18 protein-coding genes are annotated in these 25,033 nt (G+C 71.8%); 11 read left to right on the forward strand and 7 right to left on the reverse strand.

Annotated elements, in window-relative coordinates:
• Window positions 1-16 precede the first annotated feature (16 nt).
• Both FB465_RS30635 and FB465_RS30640 read left to right on the forward strand, forming a co-directional pair.
• A complete protein-coding gene (locus tag FB465_RS30635; RefSeq protein WP_246192934.1) occupies window positions 17-1,843 on the forward strand; it encodes an RNA polymerase sigma factor in 1,827 nt (608 codons plus the stop codon).
• A gap of 71 nt (window positions 1,844-1,914) precedes the next feature.
• Window positions 1,915-2,874 carry a pirin family protein gene (locus FB465_RS30640; protein WP_145795785.1) on the forward strand — a complete coding sequence of 320 codons (960 nt, stop codon included), beginning with the start codon at window positions 1,915-1,917 and terminating at the stop codon, window positions 2,872-2,874.
• Window positions 2,875-3,070: 196 nt separating this feature from the next.
• Here the strand turns inward: FB465_RS30640 and FB465_RS30645 are convergent, their stop codons facing one another.
• The 5 genes from FB465_RS30645 to FB465_RS30665 all read right to left on the reverse strand — a co-directional run bounded on the left by FB465_RS30645 (window position 3,071) and on the right by FB465_RS30665 (window position 9,998).
• A complete protein-coding gene (locus tag FB465_RS30645) occupies window positions 3,071-4,666 on the reverse strand; it encodes a M4 family metallopeptidase (protein ID WP_246192936.1) in 1,596 nt (531 codons plus the stop codon).
• Between the two features lie 308 nt (window positions 4,667-4,974).
• Entirely contained in the window at window positions 4,975-6,108 is a 1,134-nt protein-coding gene (locus FB465_RS30650) for a nucleotide disphospho-sugar-binding domain-containing protein (RefSeq protein ID WP_145795788.1), read from the reverse strand.
• A 284-nt stretch (window positions 6,109-6,392) separates the two neighbouring features.
• Entirely contained in the window at window positions 6,393-8,729 is a 2,337-nt protein-coding gene (locus FB465_RS37600) for an ABC transporter permease (protein ID WP_145795790.1), read from the reverse strand.
• A 4-nt stretch (window positions 8,730-8,733) separates the two neighbouring features.
• Window positions 8,734-9,498, reverse strand: a complete 765-nt coding sequence (locus FB465_RS30660) for an ABC transporter ATP-binding protein (protein WP_246192938.1) — start codon at window positions 9,496-9,498, stop codon at window positions 8,734-8,736.
• Window positions 9,495-9,998, reverse strand: a complete 504-nt coding sequence (locus FB465_RS30665; RefSeq protein ID WP_145795791.1) for a PadR family transcriptional regulator — start codon at window positions 9,996-9,998, stop codon at window positions 9,495-9,497. Before FB465_RS30665 ends, FB465_RS30660 begins: the two co-directional genes overlap by 4 nt.
• A gap of 175 nt (window positions 9,999-10,173) precedes the next feature.
• Here FB465_RS30665 and FB465_RS30670 point away from each other — a divergent pair, with 175 nt between their 5' ends.
• From FB465_RS30670 to FB465_RS30710, 9 genes are all read left to right on the forward strand, one after another.
• Complete coding sequence (locus FB465_RS30670; RefSeq protein ID WP_211785890.1) at window positions 10,174-11,439, forward strand: ABC transporter substrate-binding protein; 1,266 nt, start codon at window positions 10,174-10,176, stop codon at window positions 11,437-11,439.
• Window positions 11,440-11,667: 228 nt separating this feature from the next.
• The gene (locus tag FB465_RS30675; protein ID WP_145795795.1) at window positions 11,668-13,377 is read left to right on the forward strand and encodes a glycoside hydrolase family 13 protein; all 1,710 of its coding nucleotides are present in this window, start codon (window positions 11,668-11,670) and stop codon (window positions 13,375-13,377) included.
• Window positions 13,378-13,494: 117 nt separating this feature from the next.
• Complete coding sequence (locus FB465_RS30680) at window positions 13,495-14,826, forward strand: ABC transporter substrate-binding protein (RefSeq protein WP_145795796.1); 1,332 nt, start codon at window positions 13,495-13,497, stop codon at window positions 14,824-14,826.
• A 14-nt stretch (window positions 14,827-14,840) separates the two neighbouring features.
• Window positions 14,841-16,151, forward strand: a complete 1,311-nt coding sequence (locus FB465_RS30685; protein WP_145795798.1) for a carbohydrate ABC transporter permease — start codon at window positions 14,841-14,843, stop codon at window positions 16,149-16,151.
• Between the two features lie 107 nt (window positions 16,152-16,258).
• The gene (locus tag FB465_RS30690; protein WP_170290831.1) at window positions 16,259-17,089 is read left to right on the forward strand and encodes an ABC transporter permease subunit; all 831 of its coding nucleotides are present in this window, start codon (window positions 16,259-16,261) and stop codon (window positions 17,087-17,089) included.
• A 138-nt stretch (window positions 17,090-17,227) separates the two neighbouring features.
• Window positions 17,228-18,190, forward strand: coding sequence for an ATP-grasp domain-containing protein (locus tag FB465_RS30695; RefSeq protein ID WP_246192939.1), 963 nt, complete (start codon window positions 17,228-17,230; stop codon window positions 18,188-18,190).
• A gap of 176 nt (window positions 18,191-18,366) precedes the next feature.
• A complete protein-coding gene (locus tag FB465_RS30700) occupies window positions 18,367-19,140 on the forward strand; it encodes a response regulator (RefSeq protein WP_145795802.1) in 774 nt (257 codons plus the stop codon).
• A gap of 29 nt (window positions 19,141-19,169) precedes the next feature.
• Window positions 19,170-19,853, forward strand: a complete 684-nt coding sequence (locus FB465_RS30705; RefSeq protein ID WP_246192941.1) for a helix-turn-helix domain-containing protein — start codon at window positions 19,170-19,172, stop codon at window positions 19,851-19,853.
• A gap of 132 nt (window positions 19,854-19,985) precedes the next feature.
• A complete protein-coding gene (locus FB465_RS30710) occupies window positions 19,986-21,059 on the forward strand; it encodes a LacI family DNA-binding transcriptional regulator (protein WP_246192943.1) in 1,074 nt (357 codons plus the stop codon).
• Between the two features lie 34 nt (window positions 21,060-21,093).
• On the opposite strand, the gene FB465_RS30715 is transcribed toward FB465_RS30710, so the two are convergent.
• Window positions 21,094-21,315 (reverse strand): alpha/beta fold hydrolase, encoded by a 222-nt coding sequence (locus FB465_RS30715; protein WP_145795803.1) that lies wholly within the window; start codon window positions 21,313-21,315, stop codon window positions 21,094-21,096.
• Between the two features lie 115 nt (window positions 21,316-21,430).
• On the reverse strand, window positions 21,431-24,985 hold the full coding sequence (dnaE, locus tag FB465_RS30720) for a DNA polymerase III subunit alpha (RefSeq protein ID WP_145795805.1): 3,555 nt from the start codon (window positions 24,983-24,985) through the stop codon (window positions 21,431-21,433).
• Window positions 24,986-25,033 lie beyond the last annotated feature (48 nt).

The raw sequence follows: 25,033 nt of genomic DNA on the forward strand, positions 1-25,033 counted from the left end.
GACACGAGGTGTGCAGATGGAAATGCAGCAGCAGCCGGGCCCCGAGGTGGTGGCGGCCGCCCGGGCGGGCGACGGGCCGGCGCTGGACCTGCTGGTGGCGGGGTATCTGCCGCTGGTCTACAACATCGTCGGGCGGGCGATGGACGGTCATGCCGACGTGGACGACGTGGTGCAGGAGACCATGATGCGGGCCGTGGACGCGCTGCCGACCTTGCGCGATCCCGAGCGGTTCCGGCCCTGGCTGGTCGCCATCGCGGTTCGGCAGGTACGGGACCGGTGGCGTGCGCGCCGGCCCGGAGAACTCGTCGGCGGGCTGGACGCGGCCGGCGAGGCCGCCGACCCCGGAGCGGACTTCGCCGACCTGGCGATCCTGCGGCTCGGGCTGTCCGGTCAGCGACGGGAGGCGGCGGAGGCCACCCGCTGGCTGGACGACGAGGAGCGTGAGCTGATCTCGCTCTGGTGGCTCGAGGCCGCCGGTGAGCTCACCCGGGCCGAGTTGGCCGCCGCCTGTGGGCTGAGCCCGCAGCACGCGGCCGTACGGGTCCAGCGGGTCAAGGCGCGCTTGGAGACCGCGCGGGCGGTGGTCCGGGCCCTTCTCATCCGTCCGCGGTGCGAGGAGTTGGCCGGGCTGACGACTCCGTGGGACGGCCGCCCGGGCGCGCTGTGGCGCAAGCGGCTGGCCCGGCACGTGCGGGACTGCCCGACGTGCCTGATGCGCGGGGCGGACCTGATCCCGGTCGAGGGCCTGCTGGCGGGGCTGGCGCTCGTCCCGGTGCCGGCCGTGCTCACCGGCGCGGTGCTGGCGGGGGCCGGAGGCGGGGCGGCGGGGCATGGTGGCGTCGGCGTGGCCGCCAAGGGGTCATTCAAGGGGTCTGCCAAGGGGTTGGGCTGGCTCGCCCGTCGGCTGGCGGCCAAGCCGGTCGCGGTGGTGGCGGCCGGAGCGGTGGCGGTCGGTGCCAGTACGGCGGTGGCGTACGCCTGGCCGGGCGAGGCCGGGCCGTCGGCGGTGCCGCAGGTCGCCGGCGTGACCGCCGCCGAGGTTCCGCCCGTCTCGGCGTCACCAAGCCCTTCGCCCTCGCCCTCGCCCTCGCCGACTCCCTCGCCCTCGCCGACTCCCTCTCCTTCGAAGGGCCGGCCGTCCACCTCACCCTCCGTCGGCGGGCCGGTGTACGGCGGGACCGTCGACGCCCCGGACACCGCCCCCGCCGTGACCGCGCTGCCCAGGGCACTGCCCGTACGCCCCGAGGGGACGCCGCTCTCCGTCACCGGCAAGTGGGAGGAGCCGTTCAAGGGCTCGCTCGGCGGCAGGTACCTGATGTTCTACCGGGGCGACCACGTCACCATCACCGGCCAGGGCTATTTCCAGGTCCGGTGGGAGGTCGCGTACTTCAACCGCACCGGCGAGCTGCGGATGCCGCCCTGGACCGGACTGAAGGGCAAGCTGTTCCACGTGGCCTCGGGCGGCGGCCGCCGGATGTCCGACACCGTGCCGGGCGCCACCGACCTGCCGCACACGTGGATGGGCCGGCCGGACAAGGGCTACGACACGATCCCCGCCGGTGCCCAGCAGATGTGGCAGAACGAGTTCTACTACCTCGACGGCACGGTGACCCTGTACAACATCGAGCGCGGCGCCGACTACAACCTGAGCGTCACCCCCGTGACCCGCACCCAGGTACTGGCCGACATCAACACCGGGCCGAGCACCAACACCGCTCTCGGGCGCGTCCGTTACGGCCTGGTCCGGGACACCGGGGGAGACGGCGCCCCGGTGCCGCAGTACCTGACCCGGACCGAGCCCTCCGACCCGGCCACGGTGGCGCAGCAGTCGACGGTGGGCTGACATGTCGCCGAACCGAGCTGCCTGACGGATGATCGTGTCCGGCCGTCCCGTCCTCCCCATGGAGTTCACCCGTGAGCAATCTCGACCTCAAGCCCTCCCCGACCCGCTGCGGCGGTGAGGCCGGCACCGGGCCGGTGAAGGAGCTGACGACCGGCCGTCAGGTGCGGCTGGGCGAATCCACCGAGGTGCGGCGCCTGCTGCCCAACCTCGGGCGGCGGATGGTCGGGGCCTGGTGCTTCGTCGACCACTACGGTCCGGACGACATCGCGGACGAGCCCGGCATGCAGGTGCCGCCGCACCCGCACATGGGTCTGCAGACCGTCAGCTGGCTGCACGAGGGCGAGGTGCTGCACCGCGACAGCCTCGGCAGCCTGCAGACCGTCCGGCCGTACGAGCTGGGCCTGATGACCTCGGGCCGGGCGATCGCGCACTCGGAGGAGTCCCCGCGCGAGCACGCCCGACTGCTGCACGGCGCGCAGCTCTGGGTTGCCCTGCCGGACGCCCACCGGAACACCGCGCCCGCCTTCGAGCACCACGCCGAACTGCCCACCGTCAGCGCGTCCGGCCTGCACGCCACCGTGATCATGGGCTCGCTGGACGGGGCGGCCTCGCCCGGGACGGCGTACACGCCGCTGGTGGGCGCTGATCTGACGCTCCGTCAAGGCGCGTCGCATCGCCTTCCGCTGGAGCCCGGCTTCGAGTACGCGGTGCTGGCGATGACCGGCAGCGTGGACGTGGACGGCGTCCGGGTGGAACCGGGCTCGATGCTCTACCTGGGCTGCGGGCGCCGCGAGTTGCCACTGCTGGCCCGGACGGACAGTGCCGTCCTGCTGCTGGGCGGCGAGCCGTTCGAGGAGCACATCGTGATGTGGTGGAACTTCATCGGACGATCCGACGAGGACATCAGGCAGGCGCGGGAGGAGTGGATGACCGGCGCCCGCTTCGGTGAGGTGCAGGGCTACGACGGGGCTCGACTGGCTGCTCCCGAGGTTCCCCAACTGCCCCTGAAGCCACGGGGACGGGTGCGCTGACCTGGTGTTGTGCACCCAGGATCAGTCGCGGTGGGTGGCGGTGGATCGCGGTAACGGTCGTTGGCGGTCGGCCGCTCCGGGAGAGCGCCGGCGCCTTTGGATGCGGGTTCAGCAGCGGCCTCACACCTGACCGGGGGACGGGCCGGAACGCCGAGTGGCGGCCCGGTCGGGCTGACCGGGCCGCCACTCGGGGGGATCAGCTGACGTTGACCGCGCTCCAGGCGGCGGCGATCGCGTTGTACTCGGCGCTGCCGGTGCCGTAGAGGTCACTGGCGGCGCTCAGGGAGGCGGCCCTGGCGCCCTTGTAGGTGGTGGTGGACGTCATGTAGACGGTCAGCGCCCGGTACCAGATGGCGGCCACCTTCTGGTTGCCGATGCCGGTGACCGTGGAGCTGTTGCAGGTCGGGCTGTTGTACGTGAAGCCGTTGATGGTCTTCGTGCCGCTGCCCTCGCTGGCCAGGTAGAACCAGTGGTTGCCGACGCCCGAGGAGTTGTGCACGTCGAGCCGGCCCACCTTGGTGGACCAGCAGTCGGCCGAGCGGCCGTCCAGCGACGGCTTGTCGAAGCGGCGCAGCCACGGCGGGGTGGACTGGTCGCTGAACAGGTAGTCCGGGGTGTCGACGGCGTTGTTGGCGTACCACTCGACCATGGTGCCGAAGATGTCGCTGGTGGCCTCGTTGAGGCCGCCGGACTCGCCGCTGTAGCGCAGGTTGGCGGTGGCGCTGGTGACACCGTGGGTCATCTCGTGGCCCATGGTGTCGAGGTCGACCTGCTCGGGGTCGGTGGTGCCGTTGCCGTCGCCGGTCATCATGCAGAAGCAGGCGTCCGACCACTGGGCGTTGTCCCAGTTGGTGCCGACGTGGACGAAGACGGTAGCGCCCCGGCCGTCGTTCTTGATGCCGCTCCGGCCGAAGGTGTTCTTGTAGTAGTCGTACGTCCAGGCGGTGTTGGCGTGGGCGTCGACAGCGGCGGTGGCGCGGTCGGTGGAGAACTTCTTGCCGTCGCCCCAGAGGTTGTCGGCGTCGGTGTACAGCGTGCCGGAGCTCGCCTTGACGCTGCTCGACGAGAGGTTGTGCGCGTCCTTGGTGGTGTGGCCGCGGACCGGGTCGATCAGCGCGAAGGTGCCGTCGGCCTGCTGGGTGGTGCTGATGGAGATGTCGCCGGTGTACTCGGAGTGGCCGGTGCCGGTCGCCTCGTGCTCGGCGTCGAGCTGCTCGATCTCCTCGCCGGTGGTGGCGTCGGTGACGACGATTTTGCCGGACGGCTGACCCTGCTTGCCGAGGCCGCTGACGGTGGTCTGCCAGGCCAGGCGCGCCGTGCCGTCGGCCGCCCAGACGACCAGCTGGGGCACGGAGGTGGCCGCGCTGATGCCGGGCACCGCGCTCAGCGCGTGCGCCGCGCCGGCCTTGGCCGGGATGCTCGGGACAGTGGACTTGACGACCGGGCTGTGACCCTTGGCCCGCGAGGAGTCCTTGAGTCTGCCGCGCGCGTCCTGATGCACCACCAGGTCACCGCCGATGACCGGCAGGCCCTGGTAGGTACGGTCGAACCGCACGTGCTGGATGCCGTCCGCGTCGACGATCACGTCCTTGACCTGAAGGTCCTGGCCCGCGCCGAAGCCGAACAGCTCGGCGTTGCGCGAGACATTGGTCTTGGCGTGGGCTATCGCGGCGTCGCGGACCGAGACGGCGTTGGCGGAGCCGGTCTGGACTCCGGCGGCAACAAGGGCGGCGACGGCCGCCAGGGCGCCGGCCGTGAGGGTGCGGCGGCGCGAAGAGGAGGTGGGGCTCACTCTGTACTCCAGTCTGGTAGCTGCTGGGTAGCTGGAGCAGAGCTTGGCCGTGAACATACAAACAGTTCCATCAACAGTATGGAACGTCACCATTTCGTTGCCGGGGAAAGCGGTGAATTGCCAGCGAATCGGGCGCAGTTGAGAGCAGCAAAGAGCAGACCGATGCCTCTCCGGACGTTCGGGGCTCGGAAACCACAGACCAGCCCTGAACGGCTATCAGCGCGTCCACCCGGCGGGCACGACCCGGCCTGCCCCGCTGTCCCCGCGAGCGCGGGACCCCGGCGTGCGGCGGGGCCCCGCGGAGAGTGTCAGCTGGTCCGGACGAACTCCTCGAGGCGCGGGACGAGCTCGGCGGGGGTCGGCAGGGCGTTCATCGCGGCCCGTACCGCGGCGGCGCCCTTGCGGAGCCGGTCGTCGCCGAGGAGGGCGTCGAGCAGTTCGGTGTCCACGGCGGTGTCCTCGGCGCGGAGAGCGAAGCCCAGCCCCTCGGCGGCGTCCGCATTGGTGAAGTGGTCCGCGCCCTGCGGGAGGATCAGCTGCGGGATGCCGACGGCGGCTGCGGTGAGCATGGTGCCCGATCCGCCGTGGTGCACCACCGCGTCGGCAGACTCCAACAGTTGGGCGAGCGGCACCCAGGGCAGCGGCCGAACGTTGGCGGGCAGGGTGCCCAGCGGCGCGAGGTCGGCGTCGCCGACCGCCAGCAGGAAGTCGGCGTCGATCCCGGCGGCCTGCTCGATGACCCGGGCGATGGCGCGTACGCCGTCCCAGTCGGTGAGGACGGTGCCGAGGGTGACGGCGACCCGCCGCCGCGGGCCGCGCGCGGCGAGCTCGGCCGGTACCGTGCCGCCGCCGTTGTACGGGACGTAGCGGACCCGCCACCCGGTGCCGTCGCCGCCGAGCGAGGTCGGGACGACGTCCAGCACCGTCCGCGCACCGGGGCCCGACAGCCCGCGAGCCCGGTAGTCCTCGGCGAGCACCGCGGCCAGCCGGTCGGCCATCGAAAGCCCGGACATCACACCGAAGTTGTGCACCACCGCCGGTATCCCGAGCGAGGCCGCCACCAGCGGCGCGGCGGCGTCGAAGGCCGCGTGCACGAGCAGGTCGGGCCGCCAGACCTCCGCTAGGCCGTGCAGGCTGTCGAGCGCCCGCTGGCCGTGCTCCGCAAAGCCGAGCGAGGCCAGCCGCATCGTCTCCTCCTCCGTACGGGAGCCGGAAACGTAGTCGGGCTGTGCGGCGACGCGTGCGGCCGCGCTCTGGAACGCGTCCCGCAGGGTGCTGCCGTCGCCGACCTCGACCACCGGCAGGCCGGTGGCCCGCAGGATGTCGACCGGCTGCCGCCCGGCGAGCAGAACGTCGTGCCCGGCGGAGCGCAGTGCCTGCGCGGTGGGGATCAGAGGGAAGAGGTGCCCGGCCGCGCCCGGCGCGGCAAAGAGGACTCGCACGGTGTTGTGCTCCCGTCATGTGTCAGGACATCGTCCTCGTTCGAACGAAGGAGACACACCATCAGTTTCACTCCTTTGCAGGAGAATTGCCGACTTCACCGGGATCCGGATCGAGACGCCTCAGGCACTGTCGCCCATCGGCCGATCGTCGCGCGGGGCGTCGGCGGCGGCATCCGGGCTGGAGCGATGCCCGGAGTGCTCGCCCGGGCACCTTCCACCGTCCCTCATGCGGCCGGGGCCCACGGTTTCCGCCGTCCCGTTCCGGCCCCGATGACCGCACCGGCTCAGAGTCGGTGCAGGACGTCCCCGGGCGGTTCGTGCGCGGCCCGGAGGGCGGGGAGGGCGGTGGCCGCGGAGGCGCCCGCCACTGCGGTGACGACCAGCAGGGCGAGGGCGAGCGGGGTGGGGGCGTGGGCGAGGCCGGCGCCGATACCGGTGGCGTCGCCCTGGCCGTCGATCAGGGCGACGGCGAGCGGGACGCCCACTGCCGCGCCCAGCAGCACGCCGAGCAGGGCGACGGCGGCGGACCGGGTCACCACCAGTGCGGTCGCCTGACGTGGGGTGAGGCCGATGGTGCGCAGCAGGGCGAGGTCCTGGCGGTGGGCGCGCAGGGCGGCGGAGGCGACGGTGAGCAGTTCGGCGAGGGTGATCAGCGCGAGCAGGGCGACCAGCCCGGCCACGGCGGCGCGCAGGGTGCCGGGTTCGGCGAAGGACGGGGTGGGCCGGACGTCCAGGCGCCCGGGGTAGGCGGCCGCCAGGGCGGCGCCGACGCGGTGCGCGTCGGCGCCCGGGCGCAGCGCGACCGCGTAGAAGTCGGGCTGCGGGGCCGGGACATTGGCGTCGGCGAGGGTCTCCATGGCGACCGAGACCACGCGTCCGCCGCGGTCGGGTTCGATGATCCGGCCGACGACGTGGAGGATGCGCGGCGCGCCGTCGGTGGTGACCCGGGCCCACTGGCCGACCTTGACGCCGAGCAGATCGAGCGCGCCCTGCCCTGCGACGGCCTCGTTGGTGGCACGGATCGGGCGCCCTTCGACGACGTCGAAGGGGTACGGCCGGTCGGTGGTGCCGAGCGCCCGCAGGGTGACGGTGCTGGACTGGCCGGGCGCGAGGGCTTCCCGTTCGGCGCCGGGGTGGACGGCGGCGACGTCGGGGTCGGCGGAGAGTGCGGCGGGCAGCGGGTCCGGTGCGGGGGCGGCGCGGACGCTCAGCGCGGCGGCGTCGCGGCCGCCGGTGGCCGCGCGGTCGAGGCCGTCGAGGGTGGACCAGGTGGTGAGCGCCAGGATGCAGGCGACCACCGGGACGGCCAGCCGGACGGCGGCCAGTGCGGTACGGCCGCGCCCGCGCAGGGCGCCGCGTACGCCGAGGACCAGGGCGGGCGGCAGGTGGCGGAGCAGGGCGAGCCTGGCGGCGCGTGGCGGCCGGTCCTCGCCGGGGGTTCCCTCGGCGGGTGGGACGGCCGGGACGCGGGCGGCGCGCAGGGCGGGTACGGCGGAGGCGACGGCGACGGTGCCGAGGCAGGCCAGGGCGGCGAGCCCGGCGACCGGGCCGGTGCCGAGGACGTCCCGCCAGGCCGTCCACGGAGTGGCCGAGCCACCGGGTTCGGGGGTGAGGGCGGGCAGCAGCCGAGCGGCGGCGAGGGCACCGAGCCCGCCGAGGAGCAGGCCGAGGCTTGCCAGCAGGAGATGCTGGAGGACGAACATGCGGGTGATGCCGGCGGGGGTGAAGCCGAGAGCCTTGAGGGTGGCGATGTCGCCGCGGCGGGCCCGGATGCGGCCGCCGGCGGCGCCGGCGATGGCGAGGGCGGCCGCGAGCAGGGCGGCGAGTCCGCACAGGCCGAGCAGCAGGCCGGCCGGACGGCTCTCGCGCTCGTGGGAGTCGCGGGCGTCGGTCCAGGTGGCGACGTTGGTGACCTGGTCGCCGCCAAGGGCGTTGACGGCGCGCTGGGCGGTGTAGTCGGCGTCCGCGGGGTGGGCGAGCCGCAGGCCGACGGCCCGTCCGAGCCGGTCGGGGTCGGGCTGGACGAGGTCGAGGGTGCCCGGCAGGACCCAGGCGAGGCCGGGCTGCCGGTCGGGGTAGCGGGCGCGGTCGGGGCTGTCGGCGGTGCCGAGGACGGTGAGCGCGTGTTCGCGGCCGCCGGTGCCGCGGACGGTGATCCGGTCGCCGGCGCGGACCCAGGAGGAGGCCGCGAGCGAGCGTTCCAGGACGACGCCGTCGGGGTGCGCGGGGTCGAGCCAGCCGCCGGTGACCTGGAGCGGGTGGGAGAGCCCGGCGGGGTCGGCGCCGACGGCGCGCAGTGTGAGCGGGAGCGGGGGGCCGGTGACGGGCGCGCCGTCCCGGCCGGTGAGCTCGGCGGAGGCGGTCGAGTACGGTCCGGCGACGCCGGTCACGCCGGGAAGGGTCGCGAGGGTGGTGTCGGTGTGCTCGGCGCGGGTCTCGATCCAGACGTGAACGCCGTCGGCGCGGGCGAACTGGCGCTGCCAGGGCCCGCTCACGGTGTCGAGCAGGGCGCCGGCCAGCAGCAGCGCGGCGGCGGTGCCGGCGGTGGCGAGGACGACGAGCAGGGCGGGCAGCCGGTGGGACCGGAGGTCCGCGCGTATCCAGCGGAGGGCGGCGCGCACGGGATCAGTCGCCCAGGTCGATCACGCCGGCGACGTCGCGGGCCGGTGCGATGTCGGCGACCCGGGCGTCGTCGGTGATCAGGCCGTCGAAGAGGCTGATGACCCGGTCGGCGCTGCCGGCGACCCGGGCGTCGTGGGTGACCAGCACGATGGTCCGGCCCTTCTGGTGGTGGCGGGTGAGCAGGGCGAGCACCTCGCGGGCGCTGCGGCTGTCGAGGCTTCCGGTGGGCTCGTCGGCGAGCAGCAGGTCGGGTTGGTTGACCAGCGCGCGGGCGAGGGCGGCGCGCTGGCGTTCGCCGCCGGAGAGCGCGGCGGGGGAGGCGGCGGCCCGGTCGGTGAGGCCGAGTTCGGCGAGCAGCCGTTCCCGGCGTTCGCGGGCGACCCGGGCGCTGTGCCCGGCGAGCAGCGCGGGCAGTTCGATGTTGTCGGCGACGGTGAGGTCCGAGACGAGGTTGCGGGTCTGGAACACGATGCCTATCCGGCGGCGTCGCAGGACGGCCCAGTCGGCTTCGCGGAGGCTGTCGACGCGCCGCCCGCCGAGGTGGATCTCGCCGCTGTCGGGTCGCTGGAGGCCGCCGAGCAGGTGGAGCAGGGTGGACTTGCCGGCGCCGGAGGGGCCGGTGATGGCGACGAACTCCCCGGGCTCGACGGTGAGGTCCACGCCGCGGACGGCCGGCACGTCGGCGCCCGGCCCGGCGCCGCGGTGCGTCTTCGTGAGGCCGGTCGCCCGCAGTACGGGTGCCGGGGCGTCGGCTTCGCGGCCGTTCACGTCAGATCCTCCTGGCAGCGTTCCAGCCAGTCGAGGTCGGCCTGCAGGTGCAGGACCGCGCCCTCGATGAGCAGTTGGGAGACCCGGTTGCCGCGTTCCTCGGCCGCCATCCTGTTGAGGCCGCGGATGACGTTGAGGTAATGGCGGCGCTGGTTGTTGATGAGGGTCAGCCGGTCGGCCAGTTCGGTCTCGGGGGCGAGGACGAGCTTCACGAAGAAGTCGTCGCGGACCCGGGGCCCTTCGGTCGGCTCGGCGAACCATGCGGCCACCGCCTGGCGGCCGGCCTCGGTGATGGCGTAGACGCGTTTGTCGGGCTTGCCGTCCTGGGCGACGTCCTCGCCTTCGATCAGCCCCGCCTTCTCGAGACGTCCGAGAGTGACGTAGACCTGGCCGATGTTGGCCCGAGGGTACGCGGCCCCGAAGGTCTGTTCAAGGGCCTGCTTCAGCTCGTAGCCGTGTGCGGGTTCCTTGGCGAGCAGGGCGAGCAGCGGTAGCCGCACTGCGAGACTCCCCTCCCTTCCCTTTCGACTGTCCGGGCATACTCTGTCGTCAGCGGACGTGGTTCGGCCCGATCACACGGTACGCGAGGCGAGCCGTCCGGCCCATCGGGTGCCCGGCTGTGGGCCTCGGCCCGCCGCCGGGGCGGCTGCGGACGCAAGGTTGGAGGTCGGTGCGGTGCGCCGTCGAAGTCTGGGAAAGCTGGCGGGTCTGCTGGCCGGTGTGCTGCTGGCGGGCGGTTGCTCGCTGCCCGGCGACGCGGGCGATGGTGATGCGTCGGGTACGGGGCCGGTGACGCTGGTCACCGGCCGGGACCGGGCGGGCTATCTGCAGGGCCTGTTGGACACCTGGAACGCCGCGCATCCGCAGGAGCGGGCGACCCTGGTGGAGTTGCCGGACGCCGCGGACGAGGTACGGGCGCAGCTGGCCGAGGGCCTGTCGCGCGGCAGCGACCGCTTCGACGTGGTGAACCTGGACGTGGTGTGGACTGCGGAGTTCGCGCAGCGCGGGTGGATCGCGCCGCTCGACGAGGCGCAGCTCCCGGCCGACCGGCTGCTGCCGGCTGCGGTGGGCACCGGGCGGTGGGACGGGCGGCTGTACGCGGTGCCGTTCACGACCAACGTCGGCCTGCTGTACTACCGTTCGGACGTGCTGGAGCAGGAGGGGGAGCGGCCCCCGCAGACCTGGGCCGACCTGGAACGCCTGGCCAGGACGGTCGCACCCCGCCACGGGCTGGAGGGCTACGCGGGCCAGCTGCTGCCGTACGAGGGGCTGACGGTGAACGTGGCGGAGGCGGTGGCCTCGGCGGGCGGGCGGTTCCTGGACGGCAACGGGCAAGTGGCGGTGGACGGTCCGCAGGCCCGCGCCGGGCTCGACTTCCTGGCCGGCGGTCTGCGGGACGGCTGGATTCCCCGTGAGGCGCTGGGATTCCGTGAGGAGGAGTCCCGTGAGGCGTTCCAGGACGGGCGGCTGTTGTTCCTGCGGAGCTGGCCGTACGTCTATCCGCAGGCCGCCGGGCCGGGCTCGAAGGTCGCCGGGAAGTTCGGCGTGGTGCCGCTGCCGGGTCCGCAGGGGGCCGGTGCCGCGGTCCTCGGCGGTTCGGACCTGGCGGTCGGCTCCGCCTCCCGGCACCAGCGCACGGCCCGCGAGTTGATTCGTTACCTGACCGGCCGCGAGGTGCAGCGCCGGGTCCTCACCGAGGGCGGCCTGCCGCCGGTGTGGACCGACCTGTACACCGATCCCGAGCTGGTGGGCCGCTATCCGTACCTGCCGGTGCTGCGACGCGGCCTGGAGACGGCGGTGCAGCGGCCGTCGGTACCCGGCTACCAGCAGCTGAGCCTGGCGATCGGCGCCGCCTCGTACGACGCGCTGCTCGGACGCACGACGGCCGACGCCGCCGTCTCGCGGATGGCGGCAGATCTGAAGGAGATCGTCGGCCGGTAGGCGCTCGCGCTGTCCTGCCCAGCCTCCCGATACTTACTTGTTAAGTATCGGGAGGCTTTCTTTTTGTCCGTAAGTGTCCCAATTCAAGCAGATAGTTAACGCGCCGGTACCCCTGGACGTCACCTTCGTGCATACATAACATGCATGCATCCCCGCTGCCTCGGACGGCATGGGCGGGGACCGTGCGACTCGCACGGCCGCTGTGCCGTGCTCTCTCTGAGGTGACTCATGCTCAGGTCTCCCCTGCCCGGTGACCCTTCGGCCGCCCCCGGCCTCAACCTGCTGACCGCCACTCCCAAGGCCCCCGCGGCCCCGGGTCTGCCGTGGTGGCGGGATGCCGTGATCTACCAGGTGTACGTCCGCAGCTTCCAGGACTCCGACGGCGACGGGATCGGTGACCTGGCGGGCGTGCGCGCCCGGTTGCCGTACCTCAAGCGGCTCGGCGTCGACGGCCTCTGGCTCAACCCGTTCTACGTCTCACCGCAGCACGACCACGGCTACGACGTCGCCGACTACTGCGCCGTCGACCCGATGTACGGCACGCTGGACGACTTCGACGGCCTGGTCGAGGACTGCCGGCTGCTCGGCCTGAAGCTGATCCTGGACATCGTCCCCAACCACTGCTCCAGCGAGCACCCGTGGTTCCGGGCGGCCCTCGCCGCCGCGCCCGGCAGCCCGGAGCGCGCGCGGTTCCACTTCGCCGACGGCCGGGGCGAGCGGGGCGAGCTGCCGCCCAACAACTGGCGGGCGATGTTCGGCGGCCCGGCCTGGAGCCGGGTCCGCGAGGCGGACGGCAGCTGGGGCCAGTGGTACCTGCACCTCTTCACGCCCGAACAGCCCGACCTCAACTGGCGGGAGCCGGTGGTCGCGGCCGAGTTCGAGCGGGTACTGCGGTTCTGGCTGGACCGCGGCGTCGACGGCTTCCGGATCGACGTCGCCGCCGGCCTGTTCAAGCACCCCGAACTCCCCGACTCCCCGGACCCGGAGGCCGACGAGCGCACCCGCGACTCCGTCAACCCCCTGGCCTGGAACCAGCCCGAGGTCCACGGCATCTGGCGCGACTGGCGGGCCGTCTGCGAGGAGTACACCGCCCGCGACGGCCGCGACCGGCTGCTGGTCGGTGAGGCATCCGTGCCCACCCCCGCCGAGCAGGCCGCGTACGTCCGCCCCGACGAGCTGCACCAGGCGTTCTTCTTCCACCTGCTGCACGCGCCCTGGGACGCCGCCCACTTCCACCGCGTCATCGACGAGGCCGTGCGCGACATAGCCGCCACCGGCTCCACCGTCACCTGGGTGCTCAACAACCACGACCAGGTCCGCACCACCACCCGTTTCGCGGGCGACGACCGGCTCTCCGGCGCGGCCCGCGCCCGCGCCGCCGCCCTGCTGATGCTGGCCCTGCCCGGTGCCGCCTACGTCTTCCAGGGCGAGGAACTCGGACTCGCCGAGGTCGAGGACCTGCCGGACGAGCTCATCACCGACCCGATCTTCCACCGAACCGGAAGCCGTATCGGTATCCGCGACGGCTGCCGAATTCCCCTGCCGTGGTCGGGACTTGATCCACCCTTCGGCTTCAGCCCGGCCGGCGCGAAGCAGCCCTGGCTGCCCCAGCCCGCGCACTTCGCCGCGCACACCGTCGAGCGGGTTCTCGCCGACACCGGATCCGCCTGGCACCTCTACCGCGAGGCCCTGCACCTTCGCCGGGTGCTCCCGCAGCTCGGCGAGGGCACCCTGCGCTGGTTGGACACCCCGCCCGGTGTGCTCGCCTTCGTCCGCGGCGAGGGGCTGCTCTGTGCCGTCAACTTCGGCGACGAGCCCGCCCTGGCACCCGTCGACGGCGAACCGCTGCTCGCCAGCGGGCCGTGCCCGCCCGGAACCCTGCCGGCCGGCACCGCCGCCTGGTGGGTCCGCGACGGCCGCACCGTCCAGACCGCCTGACGTCCGGTCATCAGACCTCCCACCAGCAGCCCGACCGTCTCCCCGGTCGGGCAGACCCCACCCCCGAACGGCACGGCCGGCCCACCCCCGGCCGCGCCGAACCGAGAGGACACGATCATGCGAATCCAGCGAGCGGCCGTCGCCCTGACGGCCACCCTGGCACTGGCCTGCACGGCCACCGCCTGCGGCGGCGCCAAGCCGGCCGCAGACAACGCAGGTTCCGGCTCCAAGCCGCTGAGCGGGCAGACCGTCAGCGTCGCCGCGGCCTGGACCGGCGTCGAGCAGAAGAACTTCCAGCAGGTGCTCGACGCCTTCACGGCCAAGACCGGTGCCAAGACCGTCTACATCTCGACCGGCGACAACGTCTCCACCCTGGTCGGGAGCAAGATCGAGGGCGGCGACCCGCCGGACGTCGTGATGATGCCCCAGCTCGGCGTTCTCCAGCAGTTCGCCCGCAAGGGCTGGCTGGAACCCCTCGCCCCCGCCGTCGCCGACCGCCTGAACCGCGACTTCGCCAAGATCTGGGCCGACTACGGCACCGTCGACGGCAAGCTGTACGGCCTGTACTTCAAGGCCGCCCACAAGTCGACCGTCTGGTACAGCCCCTCCGCCCTGGACGCCGCCGGCGTCAAGCCCCCGACCACCTTCGACCAGCTGCTGACCGCGGGCCGTGCCGTCTCCGACTCCGGCCTGCCCGCCTTCTCGGTCGCCGGCGAGTCCGGCTGGCCGCTCACCGACTGGTTCGAGAACGTCTACCTCTCCCAGGCCGGTCCGGAGAACTACGACAAGCTCGCCAAGCACCAGATCCCGTGGACCCACCCCACCGTGGTCAACGCCCTCACCGCCCTCGGCAAGCTCTTCGGCGACCAGCAGCTCGTCGCCGGCGGCGGCAAGGGCGCCCTGCAGACCGACTTCCCGGAGTCCGTCCAGCAGGTCTTCGGCGACAAGCCCAAGGCCGCCATGGTCTACGAGGGAGACTTCGTCGGGGCAATCGTCTCCGGTGAACTCAAGAAGAAGGTCGGCCAGGACGCCAGGTTCTTCCCCTTCCCGGCCGTCGACGGCGGCAAGCCGCCGGTGGTCGGCGGCGGCGACGCGGCCGTCGTACTCAAGGGCGCCAAGCACAAGGACGCCGCCCAGCAGCTGCTCGAATTCCTCGCCACCCCCGAGGCGGCCGGCGTCTGGGCCAAGGCGGGCGGGTTCCTGTCGCCCAACAAGGCCCTCAAGACGGACGGCTACCCCGACGAGACGACCAGGCAGACCGCCGAGTCGCTGATCGCCGCCGCCGACACCTTCCGGTTCGACCTCTCCGACCAGGCCCCCGCGGCCTTCGGCGGCACACAGGGCAGCGGCGAGTGGAAGATCCTCCAGGACTTCCTCGCCAACCCCGCGGACGTCAACGGCACCGCCCAGCGCCTCGAAGCCGCCGCGGCCGCCGCCTACCAGGGCTGACGGAACGACAGACGATGACACCCACCCCGCTCCCGAGCCCCGGCGCCGCCCTGCGGCGCCGGGGCCTGGCTCTCGTCTTCCTCCTCCCGGCGCTCGCCCTGCTCGGCGCCTTCGTCCTGTACCCCATCGGCTGGTCCGTGGTGCGCAGCCTGTTCGACGCGTCCGGCACCGGCTTCGTCGGACTCGCCAACTACCGGACGGCGTTCTCCGACGACGCCAACCTCACCGCGCTGCGCAACAGTGCGATCTGGGTCGCCGTGGCCCCCGCCCTGGTCACCGCCATCGGGCTGGTCTTCGCCGTGCTCACCGAGAAGGTCCGCTGGGGCACCGCGTTCAAGCTGCTGGTGTTCATGCCGATGGCGATCTCCTTCCTCGCCGCCGGCATCACCTTCCGCCTGGTCTACGAGCAGGACCCGCAACGCGGCGTGCTCAACGCCGCCGCCGTCGCCGTGCACGACACCTTCGACCACGACACCACCTACCCCGGTGCCCGCCCGCGCCCGGGCGGCCCGTCCGCCGCGCCCGACGGCTCGGTCCGCACTGCCGAGATCCGCTCGGCCGAACCCCACGGCCCGAGCGCGGTGACCCTCCCACTGGTCGGCCTCCAGCCCACCGGCCTGCCGGCCGAAGCGAAACCCGCCGCCACCGACGTTCCCGGCGACGGCGTACGCGGCGTGGTCTACCTGGACGTCACCCCGGGTGGCGGCACTGCCGGAAAGATCGATCCCGGCGAGCGGGGACTGCCCGGACTCACCGTCCGACTCCTCGACGGCGCGCGGACGGTGGCCACGACCACCACCGCGCCCGACGGCTCCTTCCGGTTCCCCGACCACGCCGCCGGTACCGTCGAACTGCCCGCCGGCGACTTCGCCGCCCCCTACCGCGGCGTCGAATGGCTCGGCCCCGGCCTGATCACCCCGGCGATCATCGGCGCGTACATCTGGATCTGGGCCGGCTTCGCGATGGTCATCATCGCCGGCGGCCTCGCCAACCTGCCCCGGGAGACCCTGGAAGCCGCCCGGATGGACGGCGCCGGTGAATGGCAGATCTTCCGCCGGATCACCGTGCCGCAGCTGGCCCCCGTCCTCGGCGTGGTCTTCGTGACCATGGTGATCAACGTGATGAAGATCTTCGACCTGGTCTTCGTCATCGCCCCCGGGCCCGTCCAACAGGACTCCGGCGTCCTCGCCCTGCGCCTGTGGCTGGTCTCCTTCGGCGGCGGCAACGACCAGGGACTCGGCAGCGCCCTCGGCGTCCTGCTGCTTCTGCTCGTGGTCCCCGCCATGATCCTCAACATCCGACGCTTCCGGAGGAGCCCGCGATGACCGAGCTGCTCTCCCGTCCCGCCGACCACCCCGGCGACGGCGCCCCGGCCGTAGCGCCGACCCCGGCCACCACGACCCGCCCACCGCGCCCCGACCTGGCCGCCCGCCTGGGTGCGCTCACCCGCGGCGGACTCGTCCGGGCCGTGCTGCTGCTGTCCGCCGCGCTGTGGCTGATGCCCACCGTCGGGCTGCTGGTCACCTCGCTGCGCCCCAAGGAGGACAGCACCGGCTCGGGCTGGTGGACCGTCCTCGGCGAGCCCGCCCGGCTCACCCTGGAGAACTACAGCGCCCTGCTCTCCGGCGGCGAGGTACTCGACGCCTTCTGGAACACCGTGCTGATCTCGGTGCCCGCCACCCTGCTCACCGTCGCGCTCGCCGCCCTCGCCGGCTACGCCTTCGCCTGGCTGGACTTCCCCGGGCGGGACTGGCTGTTCCTGGTCGTGGTCGGCCTGTTGGTGGTGCCGGTTCAGATCGGCCTGCTGCCGGTGGCCAAACTGATGGGTGCCGTCGGCCTGTTCGGGACGGTACCCGGTGTGGTGCTGTTCCACGTCGCGTACGGGCTGCCGTTCGCCGTCTTCCTGCTGCGCAACCAGTTCCTGGAGATCCCGCAGGAGATCCCGGAGGCCGCCAGGATGGACGGCTGCGGCGAGTGGGCCGTCTTCCGCAGGCTCGCGCTGCCGCTGGCCATGCCCGCCCTCGCGTCGCTGGCCATCTTCCAGTTCCTCTGGGTCTGGAACGACATGCTGGTCGCGCTGATCTTCGCGGGCAGCGACTCCCAGCCGCTCACCGTGCTGCTGCAGTCCCAGATGCGGCAGTTCGGCTCCAACCTGGACGTGCTGGCGCCGGGCGCGTTCCTGTCGCTGCTGGTGCCGGTGATCGTGTTCTTCTCGTTCCAGCGCCACTTCGTGCAGGGCGCGATGGCGGGCTCGGTCAAGTGACGCGGGTGGAGCAGCCCGTCCTCGCGGACGGCCACGCCGTCACCTTCCGGCCGGCCGGGCTGGGGCAGCCGTCCGGCTGCGGCGTGCTGCGGCTGATCGAGGACGGCCGGATTCAGTCCATGTCCGGGAGGCGTTCTTGTGGGGGTCGAGGGCCGCTTGTTTCATGGGTGCGTGAATGGACACCAGTTGGTTCTGATGACGGATCACGGTTCGATGGAGGGCAGCCGGGCGATTCTGGCCCAAGCCGTCGAGATCCTGACCGGTCAGCCGCCCGTGCAGGTCGACGCCCGGCACTTCACCGATGTCGGAAGCGGCCGGATGTCCGCGGCCGGCGGAGTGCTGCGGCTGGAGGTACCGGGCGAGGATCTGGCGGTGGAGGCGGCGGGGCTGCTGGTCTACGAGATTCCGCCCGCCGAACGTCGGCGCTTCGAGGCGTTCCAGCACCTGCTGCGCCGAACCCGAACGGTCACGCTCGGATCCGACGCCGGGGCGTGGCGGGTGGCGACCGAGAAGAACCTCACGGTCGAGCGGTTCACGCACGACGGCATCGCGCACATGGAGACCGTCAGCCTGTCCAGGCCAAGCCCGATCGAAGCCGCCCGGGCCTTCGATCGGCTCGGCCGCAGTGCGTGGGCGCGTCCGACGGTCGGCATGGGCGGCAAGGACGTCTTCCACCTGACCACGGACGAACAACTGCGCGAAGCGGCCTGTCACTACGCCGCCTGCGGATCGGACTGGCTGCTGGCACGCGACGCGGAGAACTTCGACGCCGGAGGCCGACGCCACCAGTTCCGGGTCGTCGTGCTGGAGGGGCGGGTCGTACGGGTGGTGGAGCATGTGCAGGATGATCCGCACGCGCCCTGCAACGAAGGCCAGGGCGCCGTGTCGACCCTGCTGGAGACCGACGAACTTCCGTACGAGCTGGCCCAATTGGCAGTGTCGGCCGTGAAGTCGGTGGGACTCCCTTTCGGCGGTGTCGATCTCGCCCCGGCCAACGGCGGCGTGGTGTTCGAGGTCAACGTGCACCCGATGTTCGGCGCGGACCGTGGACTGGAGACCGTAGCCATACCTTACGTGGCCGCGCACCTGGCGATGATGTAGCCGGCACGGACCGGCTCCGGCCAGGCACCCCGTGCCGATCCGAGGGGAACTTCGGCGACCTCGCGTGCGGGGCAGCTGAGACGGCTCGCCAGCGCGCATGTCCTTCGCTGCGGCGCGGGCGGGGTACGCGCAGAATCGAGGCAACTGCCCGCCGTCCGGTTCAGGAGACCCAAGCGATGAACGCGACCGAGCCCCACGAGTCCGGGCAGCCAGTGCGGGTGTTCCTGCTGGACGACCACGAGGTGGTCCGGCGCGGGGTTCGCAACCTGCTGGAGGCCGAGCCGGACATGGAGGTGGTGGGCGAGGCCGGGACCTGTGCGCAGGCCCTGGCCCGGGTGCCCGCGCTGCGGCCGCACGTGGCCGTGCTGGACGTCCGGCTGCCCGACGGCGACGGGGTGACGGTCTGCCGCGAGCTGCGCGACCGGATGCCCGAGCTGGCGTGCCTGATGCTCACCTCGTTCGACGATGACGACGCCCTGCTGGACGCGATCATGGCCGGAGCGGCCGGGTACGTGTTGAAACAGGTCAAGGGCACCGACCTGGTCACCGCGGTGCGCACGGTGGCCTCCGGCCAGTCGATGCTGGACCCGGCCACCACACGCAAGCTGATGGAGAGCCTTCGCCACCACGAGGAGACCGGCACCGACGCCGCTCTCGCCCAGCTGACGCCGCGCGAGCGGGAGATCCTCGCGCTGGTGGGCGAGGGCAGGACCAACCGGGAGATCGGCCAGGAGCTCTACCTCGCGGAGAAGACCGTCAAGAACCATGTGTCGCGGCTGCTCGCCAAGCTCGGCGTCGAACGGCGCCCTGAAGGTCGCCCTGTTCCGGACCTGAGCGGTTACGCCGCGCGCTCGGCCCCGCGACGGCGCGCCGTACCGACCGGGCACGCGCGGAGCGGAAGAATCCGACAGCGAGCGCGGGCGGCCGGACACAGGTCCTGCCGCTCCTGATCGACTTCGACGGTAGGAGGTGGACGGTCGTGAACGAGAACTCCGCGCCCTCCGGCGAGTCGGACCGGGCCGCGGCCCGTCCCGGCGACGTCGCCCGGCGCATCGCACTCCGGAGCCAGGCGCTCGGGCTCAGCGACGAACAGGTGGCGAAACGTGCGGGCATGTCACCTCGCTACCTCCAGCACCTGGAAGAACTGGAAAGCGACTTCGACCCCGGCGCCCTCCTGCGGGTGGCCGCCGCCCTGCAGATGACCTACCGGGAACTGCTGGAAGGCCATACAGATCCTCCGCCGGGACAGACCTCGGCTGCGCCCCACCCCGTGCTGATGCAGCTGACGACTCCGGAATGCTGGGACCGGCTCGGCGAACACGGAATCGGGCGGGTCGCCCTGTCCGGCGACGCCGGGCCCGCCGTGCTGCCGGTGAACTACATCGTCGACGACGGCACGATCGTCTACCGGACGACACCCGACAGCATGACCGCGTCGGCTGCGGGCAGTGAGGTCGCCTTCGAGGTCGACCACGTGGATGAGCACCTGAGCCAGGGCTGGAGCGTCCTCATCGTCGGCACGGCGGAGTACATCACCGACCCCGAGACCGTCCGGCGACTCGCAGAGGAGCCCGAAGCCAGACCGTGGGCGGGCGGTGCTCGCAACCTGTGGATCCGTATCGCCCCCACCCGCATCACCGGCCGCCGCATCAGCACGGTCTGACGGTGCGGAGTGGCCACGGCCAGGACCGTTCAGCCATGTCGGCTCCGTACCCGGCGTGCGCAGCTCGCCTCCCGCTGTGGATGGTGCGGCGTAGGGTGGGAATGCGTATTCCCGGGACGGTGGGAGCCCGGCGTGGAGGAGGAGCTCGCGATGGGGGAACGGCCCGCCGAGACGGTGACCCAGCCGGGTACGGTGACGCTGTCCGATGTGGCGCGGGAGGCCGGCGTGTCGCTGGCCACGGCCTCGCGTTCCATCAACGGCAGTTCCCGCAGGGTCCGTCAGGAGCTGCGCGACAAGGTGCTGGCGGCGGCGGCCCGGCTCAACTACTCGGCCAACGCGCAGGCCCAGGCGATGGCGCGCGGGCACACGAACGTGGTGGGCCTGGTCGTGCACGACATCGCGGACCCGTACTTCTCCTCGATCGCGGCCGGCGTGATGCGGACCGCCGAGGACAACCAGCTGCTGGTGACCGTCGGCAGCACCGCGCGGCGCCCGGAGCGTGAACTGGACTACCTCGCGGCGCTGCGCGGGCAGCGCGGGCGGGCCGCGATCCTGGCCGGCAGCCGGGTCGACGACCCGGGGCTGCAGGAGGCGCTCGCCCGGGAGGTCCGGGCCTTCGAAGCGGGCGGCGGGCGGGTCGTGGTGATCAGCCAGCAGCGGCTGCCGGTCGACACGGTCGTCATCGAGAACCGCAGCGGCGCACGGGTGCTGGCGGCCGAGCTGGTGGCGTTGGGGTACCGCCGCTTCGGCGTGCTGGCCGGCCCGCGCAACCTGCTGACCGCCCGCGACCGGCTCGAGGGGTTCCGCGACGGCCTCGTCAAGGCGGGCGCACCGGCGCCGCAGGCGGTCGTACGGGGGGCGTTCACCCGGGACGGCGGCTACGCGGCGATGCTGGAGCTGCTGGATACGGCCGACGGCATCGAGTGCGTCTTCGCGGTCAACGACGTGATGGCGGTCGGCGCGATGGCGGCCTGCCGCGACCGCGGCCTCACGCTGCCGGGGGACCTGGCGCTGGCGGGCTTCGACGACATCGCCACGCTCCGGGACGTGCACCCGGCACTGACCACGGTGCGCCTGCCCCTGGAGGAGATCGGCGCCCTCGCACTCGACCTGGTGCTCACCGCTGAGGAGGGGGCCGCGACCCGGCAGCGCCGGATCAAGGGCGAGGTCGTGGTGCGGGCCAGCACCCCCGTACAGCCACGCTGACCCGCCGTCCGGCGGAGGTTGCACCACCAAGAGGTCACGAGTGGGGGAACTCGCCACCGAAGTGCGCCAGAACGGTGTCTGCAACCAGGTCAGGAACGCGCAGCGGCGGGAGATGGTCGACGCCGGGCATCCTGACGAGGCGGCAGCCGGGGATTCGTTCAGCCACCTCCTCGTTGCACGCGATCAGCGTCGGCCGGTCCAGGTCACCCACCATCACCACGGTCGGCGTGTCCAGCTCCCCGAGCCGGTCGAACACGGGCGGGTCCGCTCGCTGGTACTCGTCCTCGGTGAGCCACGCCGGAGCGGCACCCTGCCGGCACCAGCGATTGATGCCCCCCGCACCGGCCGGCCGGTGCGGGGCGCGAGCAGCGTTACACCGATCCCATCCACGCGTGCGTGCCGAGCAGCGTCTTGATGTCCGAGGCGAGGCCGTTGTCCGGGTTCACCAGGAAGCCGAGCTCGTACAGGGTGTTCTTGTCCCAGTTCGTCGTGAGCAGGCGTACGGGCACGTCGCCGGGGTGCGCCTGCAGGGAGCGCTTGAGTTCGGCCACCACCTCAGGGGTGACCTTTCCGGTCGGCATGGTGATCTGGACGGGTGGCTTGGTACCGAGTTCTGCGGAGGAGACGTCCAGGGTGGTGATCTCCTGGCCGAAGATGCTCAACGACCCGTCGCGCTCGTTGAGCCGTCCCCTGGCCGAGATCACGTTGTCCTCGACCATCTGGTCGGCCATCAGGTTGTAGGTGGCGGGGAAGAACAGGACCTCGACCGAGCCGTCGCGGTCGGCGAGCGTGATGATGGCCCAGGCGTTGCCGGCCTTGTTGATCCGGCGGTCCACGCCGGTGATCAGACCCGCGAGCCTGACCTCGCCCTCGGTGCGGCCGGAGCCCATGAGTTCGGCGATGGAGGTGTCGCGGTTGCGGGACAGGATGTGCTCGGCGCCGTCCAGCGGGTGGCTGGAGACGTACAGGCCGAGCATCTCCCGTTCCAGGCTGAGCAGTTGCTTGCGCGGCCACTCCCGTTCGGTCAGCTCGAAGTCCAGGCCGATCGCCGGGGTGTCGTCGCCGCCGCCCAGCGCGCCGAACAGGTCGTCCTGGCCGATCGCCTGCTGCTTCTTGACGCCGGTCACGGCGTCGATCGCGCTCTCGTGCACGGTGCTCAGCGACAGCCGGGTGTGCCCGAGGGAGTCGAACGCGCCCGCCTTGACCAGGGAGTCGACGGTGCGCTTGTTGCACACCACCAGCTCGACCTTGTCCAGGAAGTCCGCGAAGGAGGCGTACTTGCCCTTCTCCTTGCGGGTCTTGACGAGCGACTCGATCACCGGCACGCCGACGTTGCGCACCGCCTTCAGACCGAAGCGGACGTCGCTGCCGACGGCGGTGAAGTCGACCACGGACTCGTTCACGTCCGGGGAGAGGATCTTGATGCCCATCTGGCGGCACTCGGCCAGGTAGACCGCCATCTTGTCCTTGTCGTCGGCCACCGAGGTGAGCAGCGCGGCCATGTACTCGGCCGGGTAGTTGGCCTTCAGATAGGCGGTCTGGTACGAGACCAGGCCGTAGGCGGCGGAGTGCGATTTGTTGAACGCGTAACCGGCGAACGGCACCAGGACGTCCCACACGGCCTGGATGGCCTCGTCCGAGTACCCGCGTTCGCGGCAGCCGGCCTGGAAGGGGACGAACTCCTTCTCCAGGACCTCCTTCTTCTTCTTGCCCATCGCGCGGCGGAGCAGGTCTGCCTGTCCGAGGCTGTAGCCGGCCAGTACCTGCGCGGCTCGCTGCACCTGCTCCTGATAGACGATCAGGCCGTAGGTGGGGCCCAGGACTTCGCTCAGCGGGGCTTCCAGCTCGGGGTGGATCGGGATGATCTCCTGCTGGGCGTTCTTGCGCAGCGCGTAGTTGGTGTGGGAGTTCATGCCCATCGGGCCGGGCCGGTACAGCGCCGAGACGGCGGAGATGTCGGCGAACTCGGTGGGCTTCATCAGGCGCAGCAGGGCGCGCATGGGGCCACCGTCGAGCTGGAAGACGCCCAGGGTGTCGCCCCTGGCGAGCAGTTGGTAGGTGGTGGGGTCGTCCAGCGGGATCTTCTCGATGTCGACGTCGATGCCGCGGTTGGCCTTGATGATCTTGATGGCGTGGTCGATGATGCCCAGGTTGCGCAGACCCAGGAAGTCCATCTTGATCAGGCCCATGGCTTCGCACGACGGGTAGTCGAAGCCGGTGATGATCACGCCGTCCTTGTCCCGCTTGTGCAGCGGGATCAGGTCGAGCAGCGGGGTGGAGGAGAGGATGACGGCGGCGGCGTGCACGCCGGTGCCGCGGATCAGGCCCTCGATGCCGCGGCCGGTGTCGATGATCTTCTTGACGTCCGGCTCGTTGTCGTACAGCGCCCGGATCTCGGTGCCCTCGTTGTAGCGCGGGTGGCTCTCGTTGAAGAGGTCCGCCAGCGGGACGCCCTTGCCCATCACGTCCGGGGGCATCGCCTTGGTGATCCGGTCGCCCATGGCGAACGGGTAGCCCAGGATGCGGTTGGCGTCCTTGACGGCGGCCTTGGCCTTGATGGTGCCGAAGGTGTTCACCTGGGCGGTGTAGGCCGAGCCGTACTTGTCGGTGACGTAGCGCACCATCTGGTCGCGCTGGCGGTCGTCGAAGTCGATGTCGACGTCCGGGGGGTTGATGCGCTCGGGGTTCAGGAACCGCTCGAACAGCAGGTCGTGCTCCAGCGGGTCGAGTTCGGTGATCCGCGTCAGGTACGCGACCATCGAGCCTGCCGCCGAGCCTCGGCCCGGGCCGACCGGGATGCCGTTGTCCCGGGCGTACTGGCAGATGTCCGCGACCACGAGGAAGTAGGCGTCGAACCCCATCGGGGAGATGACGCCCATCTCCAGCTCGATCCGGTCCAGGACCTCCTGGCTCGGGTTGTCGCCGTAGCGGATCTTCAGCCCTGCGGCGATCTTCTTGCGCAGGTACGAGGCCTGGGTCTCGCCCTCGGGGACGTCGAACTGCGGCATCCGGTCGACGTAGGTGAAGACCTCGTCGTACGACTCGATCCGCTCGGCGATCAACAGGGTGTTGTCGCAGGCCTCCGGCAGCTCGCGGAACAGCTCGCGCATCTCGGCGGCGGTCTTGATGTAGTAGCCGGTGCCCTGGAACTTGAAGCGGTTCGGGTCGTCCTTGTTCTTGCCCACGCCGACGCAGAGCAGGCTGTCGTGCGCGTCCGCCTGGTCGGCGGTGACGTAGTGCGAGTCGTTGGTGGCCAGCAGCGGGATGTTCAGCTGCTTGGCGAGGCGCAGAAGATCCTGGCGGACATCGCGCTCGATGGACAGGTCATGGTCCATCAGCTCCAGGAAGTAGTTCTCCTTGCCGAAGATGTCCTGGTACGCGCCGGCGGCCTTGACCGCCTCCTCGTACTGCCCGAGGCGCAGCCGGGTCTGCACCTCGCCCGAGGGGCAGCCGGTGGTGGCGATGATGCCGCTCGCGTTCGCGGAGATGATCTCGCGGTCCATGCGGGGCTTCATGTAGTAGCCCTCCATCGACGCGAGCGAGGAGAGCTTGAAGAGGTTCCGCAGGCCGGTCGCGTTCTGGGCCCACATCGTCATGTGGGTGTAGCGGCCGCCGCCGGAGACGTCCTTGCCGCCCTCGCCGTCCGCGCTGGCCGGGCGCTGGCCGCCGGGGGACCAGAAGACCTGCTTCTTCTCGAAGCGCGAGCCGGGTGCGACGTACGCCTCGATGCCGATGATCGGCTTGACGCCGGTCTTGGCCGCGGAGTGGAAGAACTCGTACGCGCCGAACATGTTGCCGTGGTCGCTCATCGCGATGGCAGGCATGCCCTGTCTCTCGGCCTCCGCGAAGAGCTTGCCGTTCTTCGCCGCTCCGTCCAGCATCGAGTACTCGGTGTGGACGTGCAGATGAGCGAAGGTGTCAGACACTGCGGTGAAGCTCCTTGCGGTGGGTGCCCGGAGGGAAGTGCCCCACCC

Origin of the sequence: Kitasatospora atroaurantiaca (assembly GCF_007828955.1) — a bacterium.
Lineage (GTDB): Bacteria > Actinomycetota > Actinomycetes > Streptomycetales > Streptomycetaceae > Kitasatospora > Kitasatospora atroaurantiaca.